This is a genomic window from Vibrio sp. S457-15 (assembly GCF_000960545.1).
GTDB lineage: Bacteria > Pseudomonadota > Gammaproteobacteria > Enterobacterales > Vibrionaceae > Vibrio > Vibrio parahaemolyticus.
In genome coordinates, this window is sequence record NZ_JYOQ01000114.1 from 384508 (window position 1) to 404902 (window position 20395).

17 protein-coding genes are annotated in these 20395 nt (G+C 44.8%); 5 read left to right on the forward strand and 12 right to left on the reverse strand.

The genetic code is table 11. From position 1 onward, the window contains the following. The first annotated feature begins 190 nt into the window (after window positions 1-190). Window positions 191-2074 carry a methyl-accepting chemotaxis protein gene (locus UF05_RS10705; RefSeq protein WP_045545773.1) on the forward strand — a complete coding sequence of 628 codons (1884 nt, stop codon included), beginning with the start codon at window positions 191-193 and terminating at the stop codon, window positions 2072-2074. A gap of 118 nt (window positions 2075-2192) precedes the next feature. Here UF05_RS10705 and UF05_RS10710 read toward each other — a convergent pair whose 3' ends face one another. Both UF05_RS10710 and UF05_RS10715 read right to left on the reverse strand, forming a co-directional pair. Continuing rightward, entirely contained in the window at window positions 2193-2912 is a 720-nt protein-coding gene (locus UF05_RS10710) for a 3'-5' exonuclease (RefSeq protein WP_005494764.1), read from the reverse strand. An 8-nt stretch (window positions 2913-2920) separates the two neighbouring features. Continuing rightward, on the reverse strand, window positions 2921-4810 hold the full coding sequence (locus tag UF05_RS10715; RefSeq protein WP_045545774.1) for a putative nucleotidyltransferase substrate binding domain-containing protein: 1890 nt from the start codon (window positions 4808-4810) through the stop codon (window positions 2921-2923). Between the two features lie 194 nt (window positions 4811-5004). Here UF05_RS10715 and UF05_RS10720 point away from each other — a divergent pair, with 194 nt between their 5' ends. After that, window positions 5005-5646 (forward strand): outer membrane beta-barrel protein, encoded by a 642-nt coding sequence (locus UF05_RS10720; RefSeq protein ID WP_005494765.1) that lies wholly within the window; start codon window positions 5005-5007, stop codon window positions 5644-5646. Window positions 5647-5744: 98 nt separating this feature from the next. Here the strand turns inward: UF05_RS10720 and UF05_RS10725 are convergent, their stop codons facing one another. From UF05_RS10725 to UF05_RS10735, 3 genes are all read right to left on the reverse strand, one after another. Next, entirely contained in the window at window positions 5745-6935 is a 1191-nt protein-coding gene (locus tag UF05_RS10725) for an amino acid aminotransferase (RefSeq protein WP_025525741.1), read from the reverse strand. Between the two features lie 373 nt (window positions 6936-7308). Then, window positions 7309-7608, reverse strand: a complete 300-nt coding sequence (locus UF05_RS10730; protein WP_045545775.1) for a hypothetical protein — start codon at window positions 7606-7608, stop codon at window positions 7309-7311. A gap of 198 nt (window positions 7609-7806) precedes the next feature. After that, on the reverse strand, window positions 7807-8037 hold the full coding sequence (locus UF05_RS10735) for a hypothetical protein (protein WP_005483298.1): 231 nt from the start codon (window positions 8035-8037) through the stop codon (window positions 7807-7809). Between the two features lie 178 nt (window positions 8038-8215). Between UF05_RS10735 and UF05_RS10740 the strand changes: the two genes are divergently transcribed. Both UF05_RS10740 and UF05_RS10745 read left to right on the forward strand, forming a co-directional pair. Next, complete coding sequence (locus UF05_RS10740) at window positions 8216-9607, forward strand: aminotransferase-like domain-containing protein (protein ID WP_045545776.1); 1392 nt, start codon at window positions 8216-8218, stop codon at window positions 9605-9607. A gap of 99 nt (window positions 9608-9706) precedes the next feature. Continuing rightward, the gene (locus UF05_RS10745; protein ID WP_005458038.1) at window positions 9707-9931 is read left to right on the forward strand and encodes a hypothetical protein; all 225 of its coding nucleotides are present in this window, start codon (window positions 9707-9709) and stop codon (window positions 9929-9931) included. 91 nt (window positions 9932-10022) lie between these two features. Here the strand turns inward: UF05_RS10745 and asnS are convergent, their stop codons facing one another. Then, on the reverse strand, window positions 10023-11423 hold the full coding sequence (asnS, locus tag UF05_RS10750) for an asparagine--tRNA ligase (RefSeq protein ID WP_005458036.1): 1401 nt from the start codon (window positions 11421-11423) through the stop codon (window positions 10023-10025). A 188-nt stretch (window positions 11424-11611) separates the two neighbouring features. After that, entirely contained in the window at window positions 11612-13237 is a 1626-nt protein-coding gene (locus UF05_RS10755; RefSeq protein ID WP_045545777.1) for a methyl-accepting chemotaxis protein, read from the reverse strand. Window positions 13238-13531: 294 nt separating this feature from the next. Here UF05_RS10755 and queD point away from each other — a divergent pair, with 294 nt between their 5' ends. After that, the gene (gene queD, locus UF05_RS10760) at window positions 13532-13894 is read left to right on the forward strand and encodes a 6-carboxytetrahydropterin synthase QueD (RefSeq protein WP_005494779.1); all 363 of its coding nucleotides are present in this window, start codon (window positions 13532-13534) and stop codon (window positions 13892-13894) included. Between the two features lie 82 nt (window positions 13895-13976). On the opposite strand, the gene UF05_RS10765 is transcribed toward queD, so the two are convergent. The 5 genes from UF05_RS10765 to UF05_RS10785 form a co-directional block, all read right to left on the reverse strand. Next, window positions 13977-14444 carry a GNAT family N-acetyltransferase gene (locus UF05_RS10765; protein WP_021447722.1) on the reverse strand — a complete coding sequence of 156 codons (468 nt, stop codon included), beginning with the start codon at window positions 14442-14444 and terminating at the stop codon, window positions 13977-13979. Window positions 14445-14626: 182 nt separating this feature from the next. Then, a complete protein-coding gene (tpdA, locus tag UF05_RS10770; RefSeq protein WP_045545778.1) occupies window positions 14627-16342 on the reverse strand; it encodes a cyclic di-GMP phosphodiesterase TpdA in 1716 nt (571 codons plus the stop codon). A gap of 303 nt (window positions 16343-16645) precedes the next feature. Beyond that, on the reverse strand, window positions 16646-18007 hold the full coding sequence (locus UF05_RS10775) for an L-serine ammonia-lyase (RefSeq protein ID WP_005483216.1): 1362 nt from the start codon (window positions 18005-18007) through the stop codon (window positions 16646-16648). A gap of 98 nt (window positions 18008-18105) precedes the next feature. Continuing rightward, window positions 18106-19359, reverse strand: coding sequence for a serine transporter (locus tag UF05_RS10780; protein ID WP_005458812.1), 1254 nt, complete (start codon window positions 19357-19359; stop codon window positions 18106-18108). A gap of 354 nt (window positions 19360-19713) precedes the next feature. Next, on the reverse strand, window positions 19714-20313 hold the full coding sequence (locus UF05_RS10785; protein WP_045545779.1) for a CoA pyrophosphatase: 600 nt from the start codon (window positions 20311-20313) through the stop codon (window positions 19714-19716). Window positions 20314-20395: the final 82 nt, after the last annotated feature.

Consider the following 20395-nt stretch of genomic DNA (forward strand, 5'->3'; position numbering starts at 1 on the left):
ATTAAGAAGCCAGCACCCTGCTGGCTTTTTTTGTGCGGTTTTTCTGACGCTAGACAAAAAAATGACACGTAAAAGTCCATATTTTACAAAGAGTTAATACGCTATTTTGTTTTTTAAAAATTAGTGAATAGTCGTGAAAAAGTGTGTAATATTCACCCACCTTAACTGTTCTCCCAACTCAATTATAATTATGAAAATATCATTAAAACAAAAGCTAATAGGCGCAAGCCTTTCTGCTGTTGTTGTGATGGCAACAGCACTTACTTGGTTGTCGGCTGGTCAATTATTTGATCAGACTCGTTCAGGTGTCTATTCACGAGCACAAAGTCTAAGTACCACAGCGTCAGAAGGTATTTCGGACTGGGTTAATATCCGTAAGGATATTGCAAGCGCATTCAACGACTACTCGACAGAGCAAGACGTTGTTCCTTTCCTACAGCAAGCACGCAAAGCTGGTGGCTTTGACGACATCTTCTTGGGTACTCCAAACGGCGATATGTACCGTTCTCACCCAGAGCGTAACCGTGCTGACTACGATCCGCGTACTCGCCCTTGGTATAAAGATGCTAATGCAGCAGGTAAGCAGATCATCACAGAAGCATACCAAGACGCTATCACTAACGCATTGCTAGTGACCATTGCTGAACCAGTAATGAAAAACGGCAAGTTTATCGGTGTAGTGGGTGCTGACGTACTTATCGATCAGCTGATCGATGACGTAATCAATCTTGATGCGGGTGAAAATGCGCACGCAATGCTGATTGATATGAACGAAGGTACGTTCCTTGCTCACCCAGATAAAAGCCTAACGCTTAAGCCTATCACCAGTTTTCTAAAAGACTTTTCAGAAGAGGCTATTGAGCGTGCGGCAGCAGAAGGCAAGATTGAAAGCACGATGCTGAAAGGCCAAGAGAAGCTTTACTACTTCAAGAAAGTACCTGGCACGCATTGGATGTTCGCGATTGAAATGGATCGCGCAACAGAAGAAGCAGGCCATGCAGTACTGCTTCGTGACCTGTTGATCACCGCTGTGATGATCACCATCGTTGTGATTCTTGCGGTATATTGGTTGGTTGGCTTCTTGTTCCGTGACCTAGGCCGCGTGTCTGATGCGTTGGAAGAAATTGCATCTGGTGAGGGCGACCTTACTCAACGTCTAGAACCTCGCAGTGACGATGAAGTAGGCAAACTGGCTGAAAACTTCAACCGCTTTGTGGGTAACATGCACACGATGGTTACCAAGCTAAGCCAAGTTTCTGCCTCACTTTCTGAGCAAGCACGTACAACGGCACAACAAGCAGAAGAACGTAGCCAGCGTATTTCTTACCAGCAAGACGAAATCAACATGGTTGCGACTGCGGTTAATGAAATGGCAGCAGCAACGCAAGAGATTGCGGGTAACGCAGACAGCACAGCGCATAGCTCTGAAGAAGCGGTGCAAGCATGTGCTCACGGTTCTAGCCAAGTGAATCAAACGCAAGGCTCTATCCAGAATCTGGCGCAAGAAGTTCAAGTCGCGACAAATGTTATCCAAGAACTTGAAGCGCACGGTAATAGCATCAACACGATTCTATCGACGATTCAAGATATTGCAGAGCAAACTAACTTGTTGGCACTGAACGCAGCGATCGAAGCGGCGCGTGCAGGCGATCAAGGTCGTGGTTTTGCGGTCGTTGCTGACGAAGTTCGCGTATTGAGCCAACGTACTCACGCATCGACCAAAGAAATCCAAGAAACGATCGAAATGCTTCAAGGTACAACCAAGAAAGCGGTTGATATCATGGGAGATGGTCGTCGTTTGGCTGATACCAGTGTGGATGACGCGAATTCTGCAGCAGCGAGCCTGACGCAAATTCACAGTGCGGTAGAGCGCATCAGCGACATGGCAACGCAAATTGCGTCTGCGGCGGAAGAGCAAGCATCTGTAACAACAGAAATCACTCGTAACACAGAAGGCATCCGCGACGTATCGAACGAGCTTTCTGTAGAAGCTCACTCAGCAGCGGAGCAAGCAGCGCACCTATCTGAGCTGTCTCACGAGCTTGAGCAAGAGATCAAACGTTTTAAACTGTAATTCTCAGTTTGACGAAAAAACAAAAGGAGCCGATAGGCTCCTTTTTAATGCATGTTTTTCGGTGAATGATTGTTGGTAAATAGCTACAACAAAAATCTATCTACAACCAAAAATCTATCTACAACCAAAAATCACTGATTGGTTGGTCATCATTGTAGTGATGCGCCATCTGCGCCTGAAGCAACTCGGCAGTAGCAATCGCATCAGTTAACGCGTGATGCGGAGAGTAGTCTGGTAACCCATAGCGGCGTCGAGACTGCGCCAAACGTAGAGACTCTGGTCTCTTTCCTTTCAGGCGATTCCAAATGCCGCCAGCGCTTCTCTTTTGGATGTTCTCTTCGATTTGTAGCGTGTCTAACACGGGAAATTCAATCCCTTCCCCTATACGCGCTTTCAGCGCTTGATCCAAGAATTCTCTCTCGATTCGACGATAATGCACAACGATGATTTTGCCGCTTAAGCAAGGCAGCAACTCACCCAAAATATCGCTCAGATCTGGCGCATCAATCAATTCACTGTGAGTGATACCGTGGATGATGACGGAATCTTCATCCAACTTTTTCTGAGGCCTTACTTTCCAATGTCGAGCATCGCGCAGAAAAATACGTCTTAGATTGAAAGGTACTAAACCGATAGTAATAATGTCGTGTTTTTCGGGATTGAGCCCCGTCGTTTCGAAATCCAACGCGACAAATTCAACCTCTGAAATGGGGGTATTGGGCGCTGGTAATTCGCTGCCGTAAAAGGCGACAAGATTTTCATCACTGACGAGCTCCAACTTTTGCTGAAACTTGGTTGGCCATTGAATCGCAGGCTTTTGAAATAGCTTTTTGATCATGCCAAACCTCACTTAAAGCTCTTATTTGCTTGATAACGGAACTTAAGGAAGTTCTGCCCATTGCTGAGAATTTGGAAGGCATCTTTCAAATTACGGCGTTCAAAATCGGAGAGATTTTCTGGTTCGATGTTGTTATCTGGCTCTATTCCGAGCTCAACATCGGTTGCTTGATGTCGAATTCGTACCATAGAGATGAACTCTAACGCGTCTTTTAAATCCTGTGCTCGACCTTTTGGCAAGATGCCTGCGTCAATAATGTCGTCGAGACGTTCAAACGAGTTTTGTGCACGAGAGCCAACTGCCAAGGCATGTACACGAATCAGATCAACCAGCGGCGCGGTGCCGCGACGCTTTAGGTTGATCGAGTTTTTGTGCTGGCCGTCTTTTTCCATCACAAAATCTTTGAAGAAGCCTAATGGCGGCGTGCGGTTTAGCGCATTTCGAGCCAAACATGCTAAGAAGCGATTATTTTTACGCGCTCGACGCACAATGAAGCTGGTGAGCTGTTCTGCCCATTTTAAGCGGCCATACACGCCACCTAAATCGAAAAATATTGATGCATTTAGTAACGCTTTCGGGTTGGGATCGTCAATCCAGTCAGCGAAACATTCTTCCCATTCGGAGCGAGTCATTCGCCACATCGGGTTTGTGGCCATGATGTCACCGGTACAATATTTGTAACCACAAGCGTCAAGGCCGTCACTGACAAACTTGGCGAGATCGTCAAAATACTTGCCATGTTTCTCTTCTTGATAGGATTCGTCCAGAATAATGGCGTTGTCTTGGTCGGTAACCAGCAACTGTTCGTCGCGTCCCATTGAACCTAATGCGAGGAAGCAATAAGGAATCGGAGGCGCACCGAGTTCTTCTTCTGCCAACTCCAACAAACGCTGTTTGAAACTTCGGCCAATTACTGACATCGCGCTGCCAACCATGTGTGAATTGGCGTCTTCGTTAACCAGACGTACGAAGCTGCTTTTGACTTCTTCTGCGACTGTTGCTAAATCTTCGATGCTTTGCTGCTGAAAAATGCTGCTTACGAGAAGCAGTGAGTTTTGCGATTCATAACGAACAATATCGGTAGTTTCGATGATGCCTATCGGTAGTTGATTTTTGACCACCGGCAGATGATGCACGTTGTAGCGTAACATCGTTAGCATGGCTTCATAGATGTAAGCATTATGGTCGAGAGAGATCACTTCCGTCGTCATGACTGTTGAAACATCATCTTGAGGAGACAAGCCTTCCGCAAGCACTCGAGTACATAAATCTCGGTCAGTAATGATGCCTAAAACGGGCGATTGCGGGTCATCTTCGTCAAGGACAAAATCGGGGTCGACAATCAAGAGTGATGAAATGTTGTCCTGAGCCATTAACTGCGCTGCTTGTTGGATTGTTTGGCCGCGGTTTATGGTCGGGGCATCGCCAGTAAGTAGGGTCTTGACTTTAGAGGTGGTTAAGTCGTTTGCGTCTTTGTTTTCTGAAATGGTTTGGCGCAAGCGGGCGCTGTTTTCTACTTCAACAAAATCGGCGAAAGAGTCGAAGTTGTCGTAGATCTCTTGAAACACCTCGACCGGAATGCAGTAGAGTAGGGTGTCTTCAATAGCTTTTACCGGGAAACGAACTTTGTTGTTGGTAAGCAGCCCCATTTGACCGAATAAGTCGCCTTCATCGAGACGGTTATAAAGCTCACCCTTGCGGCGATAAACTTCCACCACGCCACTTCTTACCACGAAGAGATCTTGAATATGGTCACCGAAGTGAATGATTGGGGTATCTTGTCGGTAGTAAGAGATTTCAACGCTTTCTGTCACTTTGGTCAGAGTTTCTTCTGGAAGTTCGTTGAAAGGGGGGTACTTGGCGAGAAAGTTATATATCTCGAGAAGTTCTGCATCCATTCGGGTGCCTTTTGTTTCGCAAATAATAAAGTAATCTTAACGCAGTTTTAAGACAGAATCTTATTGGATCACGCTTTTTCGTGCTGAGTCATAAGATTCGGACATCTCCCGCGACAAGGTTTTGTTAATTCGGCTAATATGGAAATTGCCAATTGTAGTTAAGTTTTTAGGTGACTCTCATGAAAGGAAGTAAGATGGTGAGACAGTTATTGCTTGTGCCTCTTGTAGTTTTGCCCGCAATTAGTATCGCTTCGGAAGCGGAACAAGCTGCAAAATTTGGGTATGAGCACATTTATTTGGATGTGGGGTCGGGTACGACCAATAAAGATTGGCTAGACAACTCGAATGCGACCACGCTGGGATTGGGTGGCAATTATCTCATCACCGATAATTGGTTGCTTAATGTTGATTACTCAGCGCAGTTTTTCCATCCTGACGATCTAACACTACGTGTGGATCGATTGTTGTTTGGTGGTGGTTATCGTTATGGAATTAACGACCAACTGGACGTTTATGGTACTTATGGGCTTGGTGCGCTGAAAGCGAAAGCGACGGATGAAAAAACGGATAGCACCATTTCTTCTGACACCGAGTTTCTTCAAGCGGTGACCATTGGTGCAAACTATCTTTTGAATGAACAATGGATGGTGTCAGCACAGATTCAGGCCAACCGAAGTGATGTGGTTGACGAGAACAAGTACAGAATCGGCTTCAATTACCAATGGCATGATGTGATTGGCACGGGCTTGTATTACCAATACCGTGATACAGATTACAGTGGTGAAAGTTCGGATTACATCAACGAAGTCGGCTTAAGTTTGAAGTTCGTATTTTAATCCCATTTAGTAACATCAACCGTAATCAACAGATTTAAGAACAACAAAAAAGGTCAGCATACGCTGACCTTTCGTTTATTTCGTCTATTTCCGACAGATTATAGAACCGCTGCGATACCTTTACATAGCGGGCCCATGTTTGATTTTGTCATACCAGCTACGCTGATACGGCCAGAACCAACGATGTAAATTGCGAACTCATCTTTCAGACGATTAACTTGCTCTTTAGATAGACCAGAGAACGAGAACATGCCGTTTTGACGTTCGATAAAGCTGAAATCTGCATCCACACCTTCTTCTTTCAGAGTTGCTACGAACAGCTCGCGCATCTCTTGAATACGGTCACGCATTTCTTGTACTTCCGCTTCCCATTCAGCACGCAGTTCTTCGTTGTTTAGAATATGAGTAACAACAGCACTACCGTGAGCTGGTGGGTTAGAGTAGATAGAGCGGATGATCGCTTTTACTTGAGAGAATGCTGTTGTTGCCACTTCTTCAGATTCAGCTACAAGCGTGAATGCGCCTACACGTTCATTGTATAGGCCGAAGTTTTTCGAGAACGAGCTCGCAACGAGAATTTCTTTGTTGTATTTCGCGAAAGTACGTAGGCCAGCTGCGTCTTCTTCTACACCCTTGGCAAAGCCTTGGTATGCAAAGTCGAACAGAGGAAGCAGTTTCTTCTCAGCAATCAGCTTCGCTAGTGTTTCCCATTCTTCAGCAGTTGGATCGATGCCGGTTGGGTTGTGGCAGCAGCCGTGTAGAAGAACGATGTCACCTTCAGATGCAGCTTGAAGATCGTTTAGCATTGCATCGAAGTCTTTGTCTTTAGTTTCTGCGTTGTAGTAAGTGTATTGAGCCGTTTCTAGACCTGCAGCGGTAAACACGCCGTTGTGGTTTGCCCAAGTTGGGTTGCTGATCCAGATTTTTACGTCACCAAGTTGGCGTTTGATGAATTCACCCGCCACGCGTAATGCACCTGTACCACCAGGCGCTTGAGCTGTTTTCGCGCGTTTTTCCGCTACGATTTCAGCGTCTGCACCGAAAAGTAGTTTTTGTACCGCCAGACCGTACTCAGCAGTCCCTTCGATGGTTAGGTATGATTTGGTTTTTTCCGTTTCAATCAGTGCTGCTTCGGCTTTCTTTACGGTAGCAAGAACAGGTGTTTCGCCTTGTTCGTTTTTGTAAATACCAACGCCAAGGTTAATCTTTTCAGCGCGAGGATCTTTTTTAAATTCTTCAGTAAGGCCAAGGATAGGGTCGGCCGGAGCGGCAACTACTTTTTCAAACATAATCTTCATCCATGTTAATCGAAGGGGTCTGCTCGTATTTATACCTTTCAGCAATATTCGTTACAACACTTACTGATAAGAAAACGTAAAAAAATTTCGATTTGAAACAGGATGCTAACATAACCGATGCTTTTGCTATGAAAACCTTGGTTAAATCCGGATGTAAAGGGGAGTTTTGTAGCAATTCGGTGCTAATTTATTCAATCGAACAATTCATGAATCTGATGGCTACTGAGGAGCGATTTTAGGCGGTTTAAAACGTGAATCCTGCGAGGTAAGCAGAGCCTGTTGCGAAGGAAAAAGTAGGGAAGGAAAAGAAACGCCCCTACGGCGAGGGGCGCTTGCATATTCAATTTACATCGAACGTTGAGGTCTATTTCTTTAGCTCAATTTCTGACTCTACCGCATTGGTTTCGATGTCAGGATTTGAAGACAACTTATCTGTCGCCCAATCGTTCATGTGTTTTAGGATTGCTTTAAGCGCATGCTTTTGCGTTGGGGTGTCACCAGCTTGAACATCTAGTTTTTCTTTTGGGTGTGACCCTGTCGCATCTTCGGCAACGTGTAGCCAATCTGGATGCCAGTAGTAAGGCTGTCCTGATGGCACACTCCACGTATGTACGCCATTGGTCTCGCCTTTATATTTGATGTCATTCTCGTGGTATTTCGTCATTATAATCGTCTCTCATAGTCTATGAGTTGAGGTGTGCATCACCATTAGCCTCTAAATGTAACAGATGGCATGAAAATTAATGTGATAGTAATCTATTTATCCTGTCGATAGATTGCTCACGATGATGCACAGTTCTCATTCAGACATGTTTTGTTCCAAAAGGCTCGCAACCTTGCATAACAGAAGGTTCGCTTCTGGCTATTCACCATTAATGTGCTTAACAATCGCCTCTTTTGCGTGCTCTTCTGTTGGTGTTTCACCTTCTGGAACGACTAGATCCGCTGTTTTGTGCACACCTAGCGCGTCTTCTGCAATATGTAACCAGTCAGGGTGCCAGTAGTAAGGCGTTGTGCTGGCTGGGTGATCCCAACTGTGTACGCCTTTATGAGCACCTCGGTATGAGAGGTCATCCATAGTAAATACTTTCATCATTTTCTCCCGAAATAAAAGTCATACCTTTGAAAGTATGGAACATAAATTCTCACTTCGTATCGCGAATTGATATCACTAAGATTGATTAATTACGTTTCGAGATTGATAGTCGCGTTATCAGAATACGGGCGCGAAGTATGCTAAGGTTCGCTCGGTCGTGATAAATGAGGGAAACATGAACCGATACCGCCAACTGGCTGAACTGTTCAAAACGCAGATTCAGCAAAACACATGGAGAGCAGGAGAAAAGCTGCCGTCAGTGCGTGTTACCAGCCGAAATCATTCCGTCAGTGCCGGAACGGTGTTGCAAGCTTATCAGCTGCTCGAAGCGCAAGGCTGGGTCGCGGCAAAACCTCAGTCTGGCTACTTTGTTACCGCAGAGCTGGACCGTTTGGAACCGAGTCCTCCTGCGACCTCTGTTTATCGCTCTAACATCAATGATGAGCTTTACGACTATCTCAAAAATCAAGCGTCACCGGATGCGATGAAGTTCGGCTCTGCCTTTCCTGATCCTACGTTGTTTCCATTGGATGCGCTGAACCGAAATCTGGCCAGCTCTGGTAGGAAGATGGGGCCAGAGACGTTATTGGATAACTTACCGCCAGGCTCTGAATCATTGCGTCGTTTGATTGCTCAACGTTACATTCAACAAGGCATGGTGTTAACCCATGATGACATTGTCATTACTTCAGGGGCGTTAGAAGCGTTGAATTTGAGCCTTCAGGCCGTGACACAACCGGGAGATACTATCGTGGTTGAATCGCCAACATTTTACGGAGCGCTTCAAGCGATAGAACGTTTGGGCTTAAAGGCGATAGAAATCTTAGTAGACCAGCGTATCGGGCACTCTTTGCAACAAATTGAAGCGGCTTTTACTGACCATGATATTCGCGCGTGTTGGTTGATGACGAACTTTCACAACCCAACCGGAACGTCATTAAGTGATGAGCAGAAGCAGCGCATCGTCGAGCTTGCTGATAAACACGATGTGTATTTGATTGAAGACGATGTGTATTCAGAGCTCTATTTTTCTAACAAGAAACCAAGTTCGCTTAAAACTTTTGATACCCAAGATCGCGTGTTGCATTGCGGATCATTTTCAAAAAGTCTTTGCCCGGGTTATCGGCTGGGGTGGGTGGTCAACAAGCGCTTTAATGAGCATCTGCAAAAACTGCAACTTATCTCGACTTTGTCAGGTAGTGCGCCTATCCAACAAGGTATCGCGCATTATTTGCAAAATGACAGCTATGATAATCACCTTAGAAAACTTCGAAAGAATCTTGAGCAGCGACAATCCAAGTTCATTGAACTGATCGATAAGTACTTTCCTAAATCGATTCATTACACACAGCCAGAAGGCGGCTATTTTTTATGGGTTGAACTGCCGGAATCAAAATGCGGAAAAGCGATTTATCAGAAGTTATTGGAAGACAACATCACCGTTGCATTCGGTAAGTTGTTTTCTGTCGGCCCAGATTATGAGAACTACCTAAGGCTTAATACTTCGTTACCCTGCAACGATGAACTAGAAGAAGCCGTGAAGAAGATCGGAGAATTACTTCACTAGCCAACTGTTTACCTATTTTTTACTCAAACTGTATCAGTGAACGAATCCGAAGCTGTGTTTCAATCATTAACAGACAACCATTTTAGGTTAGGAGCAATAATGAAAAAGCAGTTGGTAAAGCATGAACTTAGGCTAATGGGTGTTGCTATCTTTAGCGCATTTTTGTTGGTGTTTGCGCACCTGATATTGGCGAAGTCTTTTTCTCATATGGTTTGGACGGAATACACCGCCGCCGTGATTCCATTCGTCATGTTTGGTTTGTGTGTTGTTGGAGTGAAATACGCCGCGCGAGCAGATAAGGCTGAAGACGAAAGCAACAGCTAAATTGTACACGCAGATTGCGAGAAAATTATTCGTACAAAATAAAAGACCTCCACTTGGGAGGTCTTTCTAATTCTGAGTCACTAAAAAGTGATTAGAAGTTCGCAGAGCGAGGTGTACGTGGGAATGGGATCACGTCACGAACGTTGCCCATGCCTGTTACGTAAGAGACTAGACGCTCAAAGCCTAGACCAAAGCCAGCGTGTGGCACTGTGCCGTAGCGACGTAGGTCACGGTACCAGCTCATGTGTTCAGGGTCGATGCCCATTTCACGCATACGTGCATCTAGAACGTCTAGACGCTCTTCACGCTGAGAACCACCGATGATTTCACCGATGCCAGGTGCTAGAACGTCCATCGCAGCTACAGTCTTGCCATCGTCGTTCATACGCATGTAGAACGCTTTGATGTCTTTCGGGTAGTTTTTCACGATTACTGGCGCTTTAAAGTGCTCTTCAGCTAGGAAACGCTCGTGCTCAGAAGACATATCGATACCCCATTCAACTGGGAATTCGAACTCGCGACCAGAATCCAGAAGGATTTGGATCGCGTCAGTGTAGTCAACTTGTGCAAAGTCAGAAGAAACGAATTGCTCTAGACGAGTGATCGCTTGCTTGTCGATACGCTGAGCGAAGAACTCAAGGTCATCGCGACGCTCTTCAAGTACTGCTTTGAACACGTACTTAAGCATGTCTTCAGCCAGTTTCGCTACATCGTCTAGTTCTGCGAACGCAACTTCAGGCTCAACCATCCAGAATTCTGCTAGGTGGCGGCTTGTGTTTGAGTTTTCAGCACGGAAAGTAGGACCGAAAGTGTAAACCTTGCTTAGTGCACAAGCGTAAGCTTCCGCGTTTAGCTGACCAGATACGGTTAGGAACGTTTCTTTACCGAAGAAGTCTTCGTTGTAGTCCACTTTGCCTGCGTCTGTGCGAGGTAGGTTTTCCATGTCTAGCGTAGAAACGCGGAACATTTCACCAGCACCTTCTGCATCAGAAGCCGTGATTAGTGGCGCAGATACCCAAAAGTAGCCTTGCTCGTGGTAGAAACGGTGAATTGCTTGAGATAGGCAGTTACGTACACGTGCTACCGCACCGATTACGTTAGTGCGCGGACGTAGGTGCGCAACTTCACGTAGGTACTCGATAGAGTGACGAGTTTTTGCCATTGGGTAAGTTTCAGCATCTTCAACCCAACCTACAACTTTAACGTCAGTTGCAGCCAGTTCGAAGTCCTGACCTTGCGCAGGAGACTCAACAATCTTACCAGTTACTTCAACAGAGCAGCCAGTCGTTAGCTTAAGCACTTCATTGTCGTAATTATTAAGATTATTAGGGACCACGGCCTGAATCGGGTCGAAACAAGAGCCGTCATATATGGCAAGGAAAGAGATTCCAGCTTTGGAATCACGACGTGAACGGATCCAGCCGCGAACAGTTACTTCACTGTCTACTGCTAGCTTACCGCTTAGTACGTCTGATACAGGCGCGTAAGTCATGTTTTAAATATTCTCCATTGAGGTAAAAATTCAACGCAACGCTTATCAAAGTGCTTGTCTCAAAACATTTTTGTTTAAAAAACAAGCGAAGCATTGAGTTGGATAGAATTTTACAGATTCAATGGGACATATTACCCGTCAATTCGTCAGCTTCAACCTTTATATTCAATTTGGACGCGAGAAATTTCCTATTTATTCGCCCTTTGTTGCTCAGAAAGGGTGAATTGGTTAAGTAATTGCTCTAAACGCTCAGAAAGTTCTTCCAAATCGACACTGATATCCCGTGTATGAGAGGCAGATTGAGACGTGTCGTTCGCGTGCAAAGTAATCACGTCGATTTTCGATTGAATGTGCTTGCTGACATCCGAGGTGGTTTGAGTTTGCAGTTGGATGTTTTCTGCGTGTTTCAGCACTTGATGCATCTCATCTACGACATTGTGCATGGTTTCAGACAGCGCTTCGACATCCAGTGAGCGTTGATGAGCAAATTGACAAACATGATCGACTGACGACAGAGACTCTTCGCTGCCTTGCTGAAATTGGGAAATGATGCTTTCAATGTTGCTGGTGGCTTCGGCGGTACGTGAGGCCAGGTTTCTCACTTCATCGGCAACGACTGCAAAGCCACGACCTTGCTCTCCGGCACGTGCCGCTTCGATTGCTGCGTTTAGAGCGAGTAGGTTAGTTTGTTCGGCGATGCCTTTGATCACCCCGAGTATTGAGGAAACTTCTTCGGTTCTCTGATTTAGAGACGTAATCTTCTCACGCACTTGTTCAATGTTGCTGACTAAGCTTTTGATGTCTTCGCTGACATTGTGCGCTTGGCTGGCGCTGTTTGCGGCTACGTCAACGGTGTGGTTTACCAACGTCGTTGCGTTGATTGTTGCCTCTTCAACCACGACTTGCTGCTGCAACATATCAATAATGTTGTTTTGCACTTCATTGGTTTCTAATTGCTGATTGTTTGCTGCTTCATCAGTGGATTGAGCAACGTCGGTGAGACGACCTGCAGACCCTGCTAACGAATGGGAGGTGTCTTGCACGCGCTCAAGACTTTCCGAAACGGTATCCATAAAGGAATTAATAGATTGGGAAAGTTGGCCAACTTCGTCATTTTGTTTATGGACAAGTCTCTGGGAGAGATCTTTGCTGGCACTAACGTTCGACATAAAGTGCGAGGTTTTTTGAATTGGTCGCACGATGATCTTACGAATCAAGCCCATGGTGATGAGAAAACCAACCAACGCAATGGCAGACATGATGCCCATCGCGTACATCGCTTGTTTATTGATCATCGAACTCACGTGGTTCATGTTGTATTCCAAGCGAATAGCACCCAATACTTCACCCTCTGGTGCGACATGGCAAGAAACACAATTGGTGCCGCGATAGTTTTGGTTCGATTTCATTGGCAGCGCCACAACAATGCCTTTGCCCCAGTCCGCAGTAATTGGTTCTATCACTAGCTCGCCCGCTAGTGCACGCTGATCAATCTCATCAATAGGTTGCTGATTGGCTTGCCCTGCACCGTACAGTTTTGTAACGGCATCGGCACGTAGCACTCGAACTTGCTCAATACCTTCTTGAGCGAGTGCTTTTTGTCGCAGCGTTTCCTTTTGAGACATGGTGCCAGTGAGCATCATCATGTTCAGACTATCGAAGTAGTTGCTGGCTTTGTCGTGCAGTTGTTCACTAAGAACATCATTTATCAGCGTTTTTTGTTGATAGTGTTGGTATGCCGTCGACGCGGCGAGAACACAGCTAAAAACGACAATTAACGCGAGCAGGAGCTTAAAGGTAATAGTTGAGCGCATATTTTTATAAGTGTAATTGGAACGAACTGCACAATATTAGTCTTCTCGCATAGGTTGCGCGATGAGCGAAATGAATGATTGTGACCCTACACATGTTGGGGATATGTAATTGTGATGTGAGTACTGTGTAATCAAATGTTTGGCGCATGACAAAAATGCGACGCTTTGGTGTACGTGATGGCAAAGAGGTCAGGAATAAGCGGCAGTTTTTGCTACGCTTGCATGGGGTAACGCTTGTCTCTTGGCAGCGAATTCCTTAGTATTGCCTGTCTTTTTTAAAGCCTGAGAATCAAGATGAAAACAGAATTGTACAAAGAGTTTATGTTCGAAGCGGCACACCATTTGCCACACGTACCAGAAGGTCACAAGTGTGGTCGTTTGCACGGACACTCTTTCCTTGTTCGTCTTTATGTAGAAGGTGAAGTTGATCCGCATACAGGTTGGGTTGTGGATTTTGCAGAGATAAAAGCTGCATTTAAACCAATTTACAATCGCTTAGACCACTACTACCTAAACGACATCGAAGGTCTGGAAAACCCGACCAGCGAAGTGTTAGCAAAATGGATTTGGCAACAACTAAAACCAAACCTACCGCTACTAAGCAAAGTAGAGATCAAAGAAACTTGTACAGCAGGTTGTATCTACAAGGGTGAATAACCTTCGTAGTAATCCCATGTTCAATAACAAAGGCAAGCCTATCGCTTGCCTTTGTTTTATTTAGCGTTTGGTTATTGAGCGTTTAACCAAGCGGGTGGCGCATCAACCACTCTTTTTCTTGCTCGCCATAAATGGCTTTTTCTGTGTTGGTAAAGCCACAAGCCAAGAAAAAGTCGAGTGCACCTTGATGGCTATTTGGTACCGTCACGCAGAGCGAGGTGCTCTCTGGGTCGATGGTATATGCGTACACAAACAGTTTTTTCAGCGCCTCTGCACCAATACCTTGGCGTTGAAAGCGGCGATCAATCATCAAATAATTAAGGCCCAACTCATGCCGCATTGCAAAAGGAGCATGCTGAGCAAACCCTTTATCAATGATCAGGTAGCCAACGGTTAGGTAGTCCGAATAAATAGTAAAAAATACTTCTGACTTGTTTCGCTTTTGGTAAGCCTGTTCAAACGGCTTGGCAAATCCTATTTGCTCTTCCTGCACGTCCAATTGCATCAAACTCGAAAAATCTTTCAGTTTGGTTGGTTTAATAGCAATCATGGTTTCAATCACGAGTGGGTGGTGGATGGTCTCACCACCTAACAAAAATGTACGAACGTCTTTAACTTTCATCCAGTTATAGACGCTAGTGATACCCAAATCACTTCGCACACTTAGCGCGAATACATTATGAAGTCATTTGGGTATCAGCTAGTTTAAGTAACTCGCGGCATTAAGAAAAGCTAGAAATGCAGAGGATAGAAGTAACCTTGATGAATGTAGGCTCCTAACGTTGTGAGTAAGTGAGCACTATCTGCGGTTTCGACGCCTTCGACGATGACTGTGCAGCGGTAAGTGTTTCCCATCGCAATCAACTGACGCAGCGTTTCCACTTTCTTATCGTCCGACTTTAAACCAATCACAAACTCCCGATCTATTTTCAAATAATCTGGATTGATTTTGCTGATAAGTGACACGTTGTTGTTGCCGGTACCAAAGTCATCAATGCTGATTTTGCAGTTCAGTAATTTTAGTTTCGCGACGTTGTCGTAGATCTCGGAGGTGTAGTACATGGACGCGTTCTCCGTGATTTCGATGGTCAGTAAACGGCAGTCTCTGCTCGCGAGTTCTTGATAAAGAGTCGAGAAGTTTCTGCCTCGTAGAAGAGAAGGGCACACATTGATGCTGATGGGCACCAACAAAGTCGGCTGTTTGGCGTAAATTGCTCGGATCACCAAGATCGTGTGGATCAAAAGCAGTCCATTGCTGATGAGTGTTTCGATGAACCTTTGGGTATTCTTCACTTTGAATCGAGAAAGAGCTTCGTAGTGAATATTTTGCTGCGTTGAGGTGTTGTAGATCGGTTCGAGCTTGATATGAAATTCTCGAATAGCAAACAGATACGTGATGAACGCTTGTAGCGACCGATGCCTTAGTATCACTAAAAAGAACAGGCTCAACAAAATGATGCTCTTAAAAGGTCCTGAGATGTAATACACCTCTTTATAGCCTGTATCTTTAATTTGATAGTGAAAGTATCGCCCGTTGGTATTACCAATTTCGAACGATGTACCTGTGTTGGTGTAAAGCTTCATCCCTGAAAGGAAAAAGCGCGAGATGTGGCTCTCCACGTTATTCTGTAAGTTGATGTTTTTCACACGAACTAAAATGGTGGCGTTGTTGATGTCGAAGGATTGAGTCGTGTAATTGCTGTTATCGCTCCACTCGTTGAACGCTTTTTGGCTGACGGGAACCACCGCCTCTGGCGTGACCAAGCAGCGAATATTAAAGCGATCCAACATCATGCTGGATTCAACGAGCTTTACGTTATCAAACAACCCTTTTAGTTGGTCTTCATCAGCATAGCAACTCATCTGAGACAGGCTGTCGGCAATGTCCAATGCGCTATCTAAATAGTTGTGTTTCACAATGCTGTTGATGGCGTAATAGCAGACCGAGAAAAAGATAGCTGTAGTAACCAGCAGCACCCAAGCGATGTCGGTGTATATCCTTTTATTCCGCAAGCAAATACGAAGGGCTTTTCTGACGCTGTTTTTCGTGTGTTGGTTGATTCTCTTCTGTTGATAGATGCCGCTTTGATGAGTATGTAGCATGGTAAAAGGGATGAAATATCCCGTCCTGTGAACGTTTTCTATGATGTTTCTCGTGGGAGAAACGTGATCTTCCGTGAGCTTGCGAAACTTCTTTCTCAATGCTGCCACCGCGTTTTTAAATCCATTTTCTGGCAAAGCCATCTTGTAGTGTTGAGTGATTTTTCTCTCAATAACGCGCTGACTGATCGGCGCATTTAAACTGCCGTAAGTAGCAATAGTTGAAAGAATGGCATACTCATTTGAACTAACAGGGATGGCGTGGTGGAGTGTGTTGTTGATCTCTAAAGAAATGTCGTTTTCGGACAAGCAAACGCAGATTTGGTTTCCAAGTTCAAACCTAATCATGTGTTGATAAGCTCCAATTTAAATTTTGGCTACGTTATCAATAATGAGAAGTGAAGGGTGTGATTTTGTACGGGGATATCCTAAACATTTGGATATAGTAACAGTTTTAGTTTTTTTTATGAGCTACAGCGAGAGTAGGCTCTGACTGGTTTTTAGCCGGGACAAACAGAAATATCGGCAGGAATAAGGCAATGACGGGTGATGCTTCAAATGCGTCTGCATGTGCGTACCTCATCGTATTTTAGATAAAAAAAGCCCGAGTATTCACTCGGGCTTATCGATATGTTTTTTATAACGAGACGATTAGCAAATCACTTTGATCGCTAGACCGCCTTGAGAAGTTTCGCGGTATTTCGCGTTCATGTCTTTACCAGTCTCTAGCATTGTTTCGATAACTTTATCTAGAGATACAGTAGGAGCAGAAGAACGACGTAGTGCCATACGAGTGGAGTTGATCGCTTTTACAGCTGCGATACCGTTACGCTCGATACATGGAACTTGAACCTGACCTGCAACTGGATCACAAGTTAGACCTAGGTTATGCTCCATCGCGATTTCTGCAGCCATACATACTTGCTCTGGGCTACCACCCATAAGCTCTGCAAGACCAGCCGCCGCCATAGAACATGCCACACCAACTTCACCCTGACAGCCAACTTCTGCACCAGAGATTGATGCGTTGCGCTTGTAAAGACCACCGATTGCACCAGAAGCGGCAAAGTAACGGATGTAATCTTTTTCAGTCACAGTTTGGATGAACTTGTCGTAATAAGCCAATACTGCTGGGATGATGCCACAAGCGCCGTTAGTCGGTGCGGTAACAACACGGCCACCGGCTGCATTCTCTTCGTTTACTGCGAAAGCGAACATGTTTACCCAGTCAACAACAGACATTGGGTCGTTTGTTGTTTTCTCAGAAGTAAGCAGTTGCTGACGAAGTGCTGCAGCACGACGAGGTACACGTAGTGGACCAGGCAGAATGCCTTCTTCGTTCATACCGCGATCCATACATTCGCGCATCGTGCGCCAGATGTTCGCGAAGTAAGTACGAGTTTCTTCGTCTGAGTGAAGTGCTTGTTCGTTCTTCATTACTAGCGCGCTGATAGAAAGACCGCTTTCTTTACACTGGTTAACCAGCTCTTCAGCTGTTGTGAATTCGTAAGGAACCTTGATTGGGTTCTCAGCTTCTTTACCGAAGTTCTCTTCATCAACGATGAAGCCACCACCGATAGAGTAGTAAGTTTTTGAGTACACTTTTTCGTCATCAATCCAAGCGTGGATTTGCATGCCGTTTTCGTGCAGCTCAAGGTTCGTTTTGTGGAAGTTCATTCCACCTTCACGTGGGAACGATACTGTATGACAGTGCATGCCAACAGGAAGGCGCTCAGTTTCTTCTACGCGAGCGATGAAGCCCGGAATAGAATCGATATCAACTTTCTCAGGGGAGTTGCCCGCAAGACCCATGATGATAGCAATATCTGTGTGGTGACCTTTCCCTGTCAGTGATAGTGATCCATAAACGTCAACGGTGATTTTAGTGATGTCGCGCAGTTTTCCCATTGCACGAAGATCATCAATAAACTCTTTACCCGCTTTCATTGGGCCTACAGTGTGTGAGCTTGAAGGACCAACACCGATTTTATAGATATCAAAAACACTAATCATATCGATTACCTCAGAAGAAAGCCTCCCAAGGGGAGTTGGGAGGCTTAATTTTATCGTTATATTTTTGGATTAATCATTCTGTTAAAAAACAGGGATGATTAAAGAGCGCCGTAGATTACAGAAGTAATTGCTGCAAGACCACAGATTGCTGTGAAAATTTGCACAGGTGCTGAAGTTTTGTACTTCGCCATTGCTGGAACTTTTTGCATCGCGAATACAGGCATCAAGAATAGGATTGCCGCAATCATTGGCGCGCCCATTGTTTCGATCATGCCTAGGATGCTTGGGTTAACGATAGCCACAATCCAAGTAGTGATAACGATGAACAGTAGAGAGCCTTTTTCGATCTTGCTTACTGGAGATTGTGAGCGAGATTTGATTAGACCTACTAGACCTTCGTGTGCACCTAGGAAGTGACCGAAGTAGCTAGAAGTGATCGCCGCGAATGCAACCAATGGACCCATGTATGAGATCAGTGGAGATTCGTGGATGTTCGCTAGGTAAGAAAGTACAGAGATGTTTTGTTCTTTCGCAGATGCTAGTTGCTCTGGAGATAGAGAAAGTACTACAGAGAATACGAAGAACATAACAAAGCCCATTAGCATCATCGCTGCACCGCCAGTGATCATGTCTGTTTTCTTGTAAGCTTCGTCGCCGTATTGCATGCGTTGCTCTTTAGAGAACTGAGAAATGATTGGGCTGTGGTTGAATGAGAATACGATGATAGGAATTGCTAACCAAACGATAGTTGGCATTGCAGCCCAGTCTGGAGCCACTTCAATCATAGACGTGTTCCACTCAGGGATTAGGTAGAAAGACAACGCCAATAGGATGAACACTAGAGGGTAAACCATTGCTGAAGTTGCTTTCAGCATCAGTTCTTTACCGAATACTACGCCTGCTGTCATTGCTGCGATAAGCGCACCAGAAAGTAGCCAGCGAGGAATCGATTCCATGCCCATTTGGTTAACTAGGAAAGAGTCAACCGTGTTTGTGATACCAACACCGTAGATAAGTACGATTGGGTAAATAGCGAAGAAGTATGCGAACGTAATAAGGTTTGCGCCAGTTTTACCGAAGTGTTCTTCTACTGTGTCAGTGATGTCTGCTTCTGGGTTCTTAGCTGAAAGAACGAAGCGAGCTAGAGATTTGTGTGCGAACCAAGTCATTGGTGCCGCGATTAGAGCTAGGATTACTAATGGCCAAAAACCACCCGCACCAGCTTTAATAGGAAGGAAAAGTACACCTGCACCTACTGCCGTGCCGAACAGAGACAGACACCAGGTGAAGTCTTTGTAAGTAAACTTACTAGACGATTGTGCGGTAGAAACCGCAGAAGTAGTTGTATTCATTTTTGAGTTACTCATTTTGGGAACAGGAAATAAGTCGCGGGCAATTTTGCAAGATTTTACACTAGGAAAATTAGATCTAAATCATGTATTGCTCGTGCTTATTGAATGATATGTCAAAAACCTGCTTTTTATCACGAAAATGATGTGCTACTCGTGATTATTGCTAATGAGTAAAATTAGAAAAACTTATCAATAGGGCGATTTGTATAAATTTATTTCACCGCAAGCGTTTGCGGTGAAAATGGCAAATTAATCTAATGTGAATGAATGTTTATGAAGTAACGTTTTATTAATATTGATGCACATAATGATCGCATTGGTCGTATGATCATTATCGAATGAAAGAGGAGAGATTTAGCCGGAAATGATGTGCTTTTGCATCGACTCAATGATCTGTGCCGTCATGCCCCAGATGAAATGTTGACGATATGGGATAGCAAATACACGATGACTGCTTCTTTTTAACTCAAACTTACTGCTGTAGAGCTTATTTGGGTTCAAAATATGGTTGGCTGGTACCTCAAAAACCGACTCGACCTCATTTGGGTCAATATGCGTTTTATAATCCGGAGAAATAAAGGCCAAAAATGGCGTCACATTAAATTGACTAATCGTTGGCAGTTTTGGCAACTGACCGAACACATGAATGTGTTTATCTTCTATACCGACCTCTTCATGAGTCTCACGAAGCGCCGTATTCACCAGATGGATATCTTCGGGTTCAAACTTACCGCCAGGAAAGCTGATTTGCCCTGGATGATGCCGAAGATGTTCGGCTCGCTTGGTCAAAATCACTTGTAGGCCTTCAGGTCTATCTACAAAACCAATCAGCACAGCGGCGTCTCGAAGCGGTTTACCTTTCATAAAATTCAGGCGGGCAAGAGACTCCTTGTGATAACCCGTCGGAAGATGAAATTGAAAGTTTTGCAGCAATTTTGTTTTGTCGATAACCAAATCGAACCCCTAATTTTCGTGCTTACTCATTATTATACACCCAAGATAATAACCCTAAACTCCGGAATCGAGCGTGCTTGAG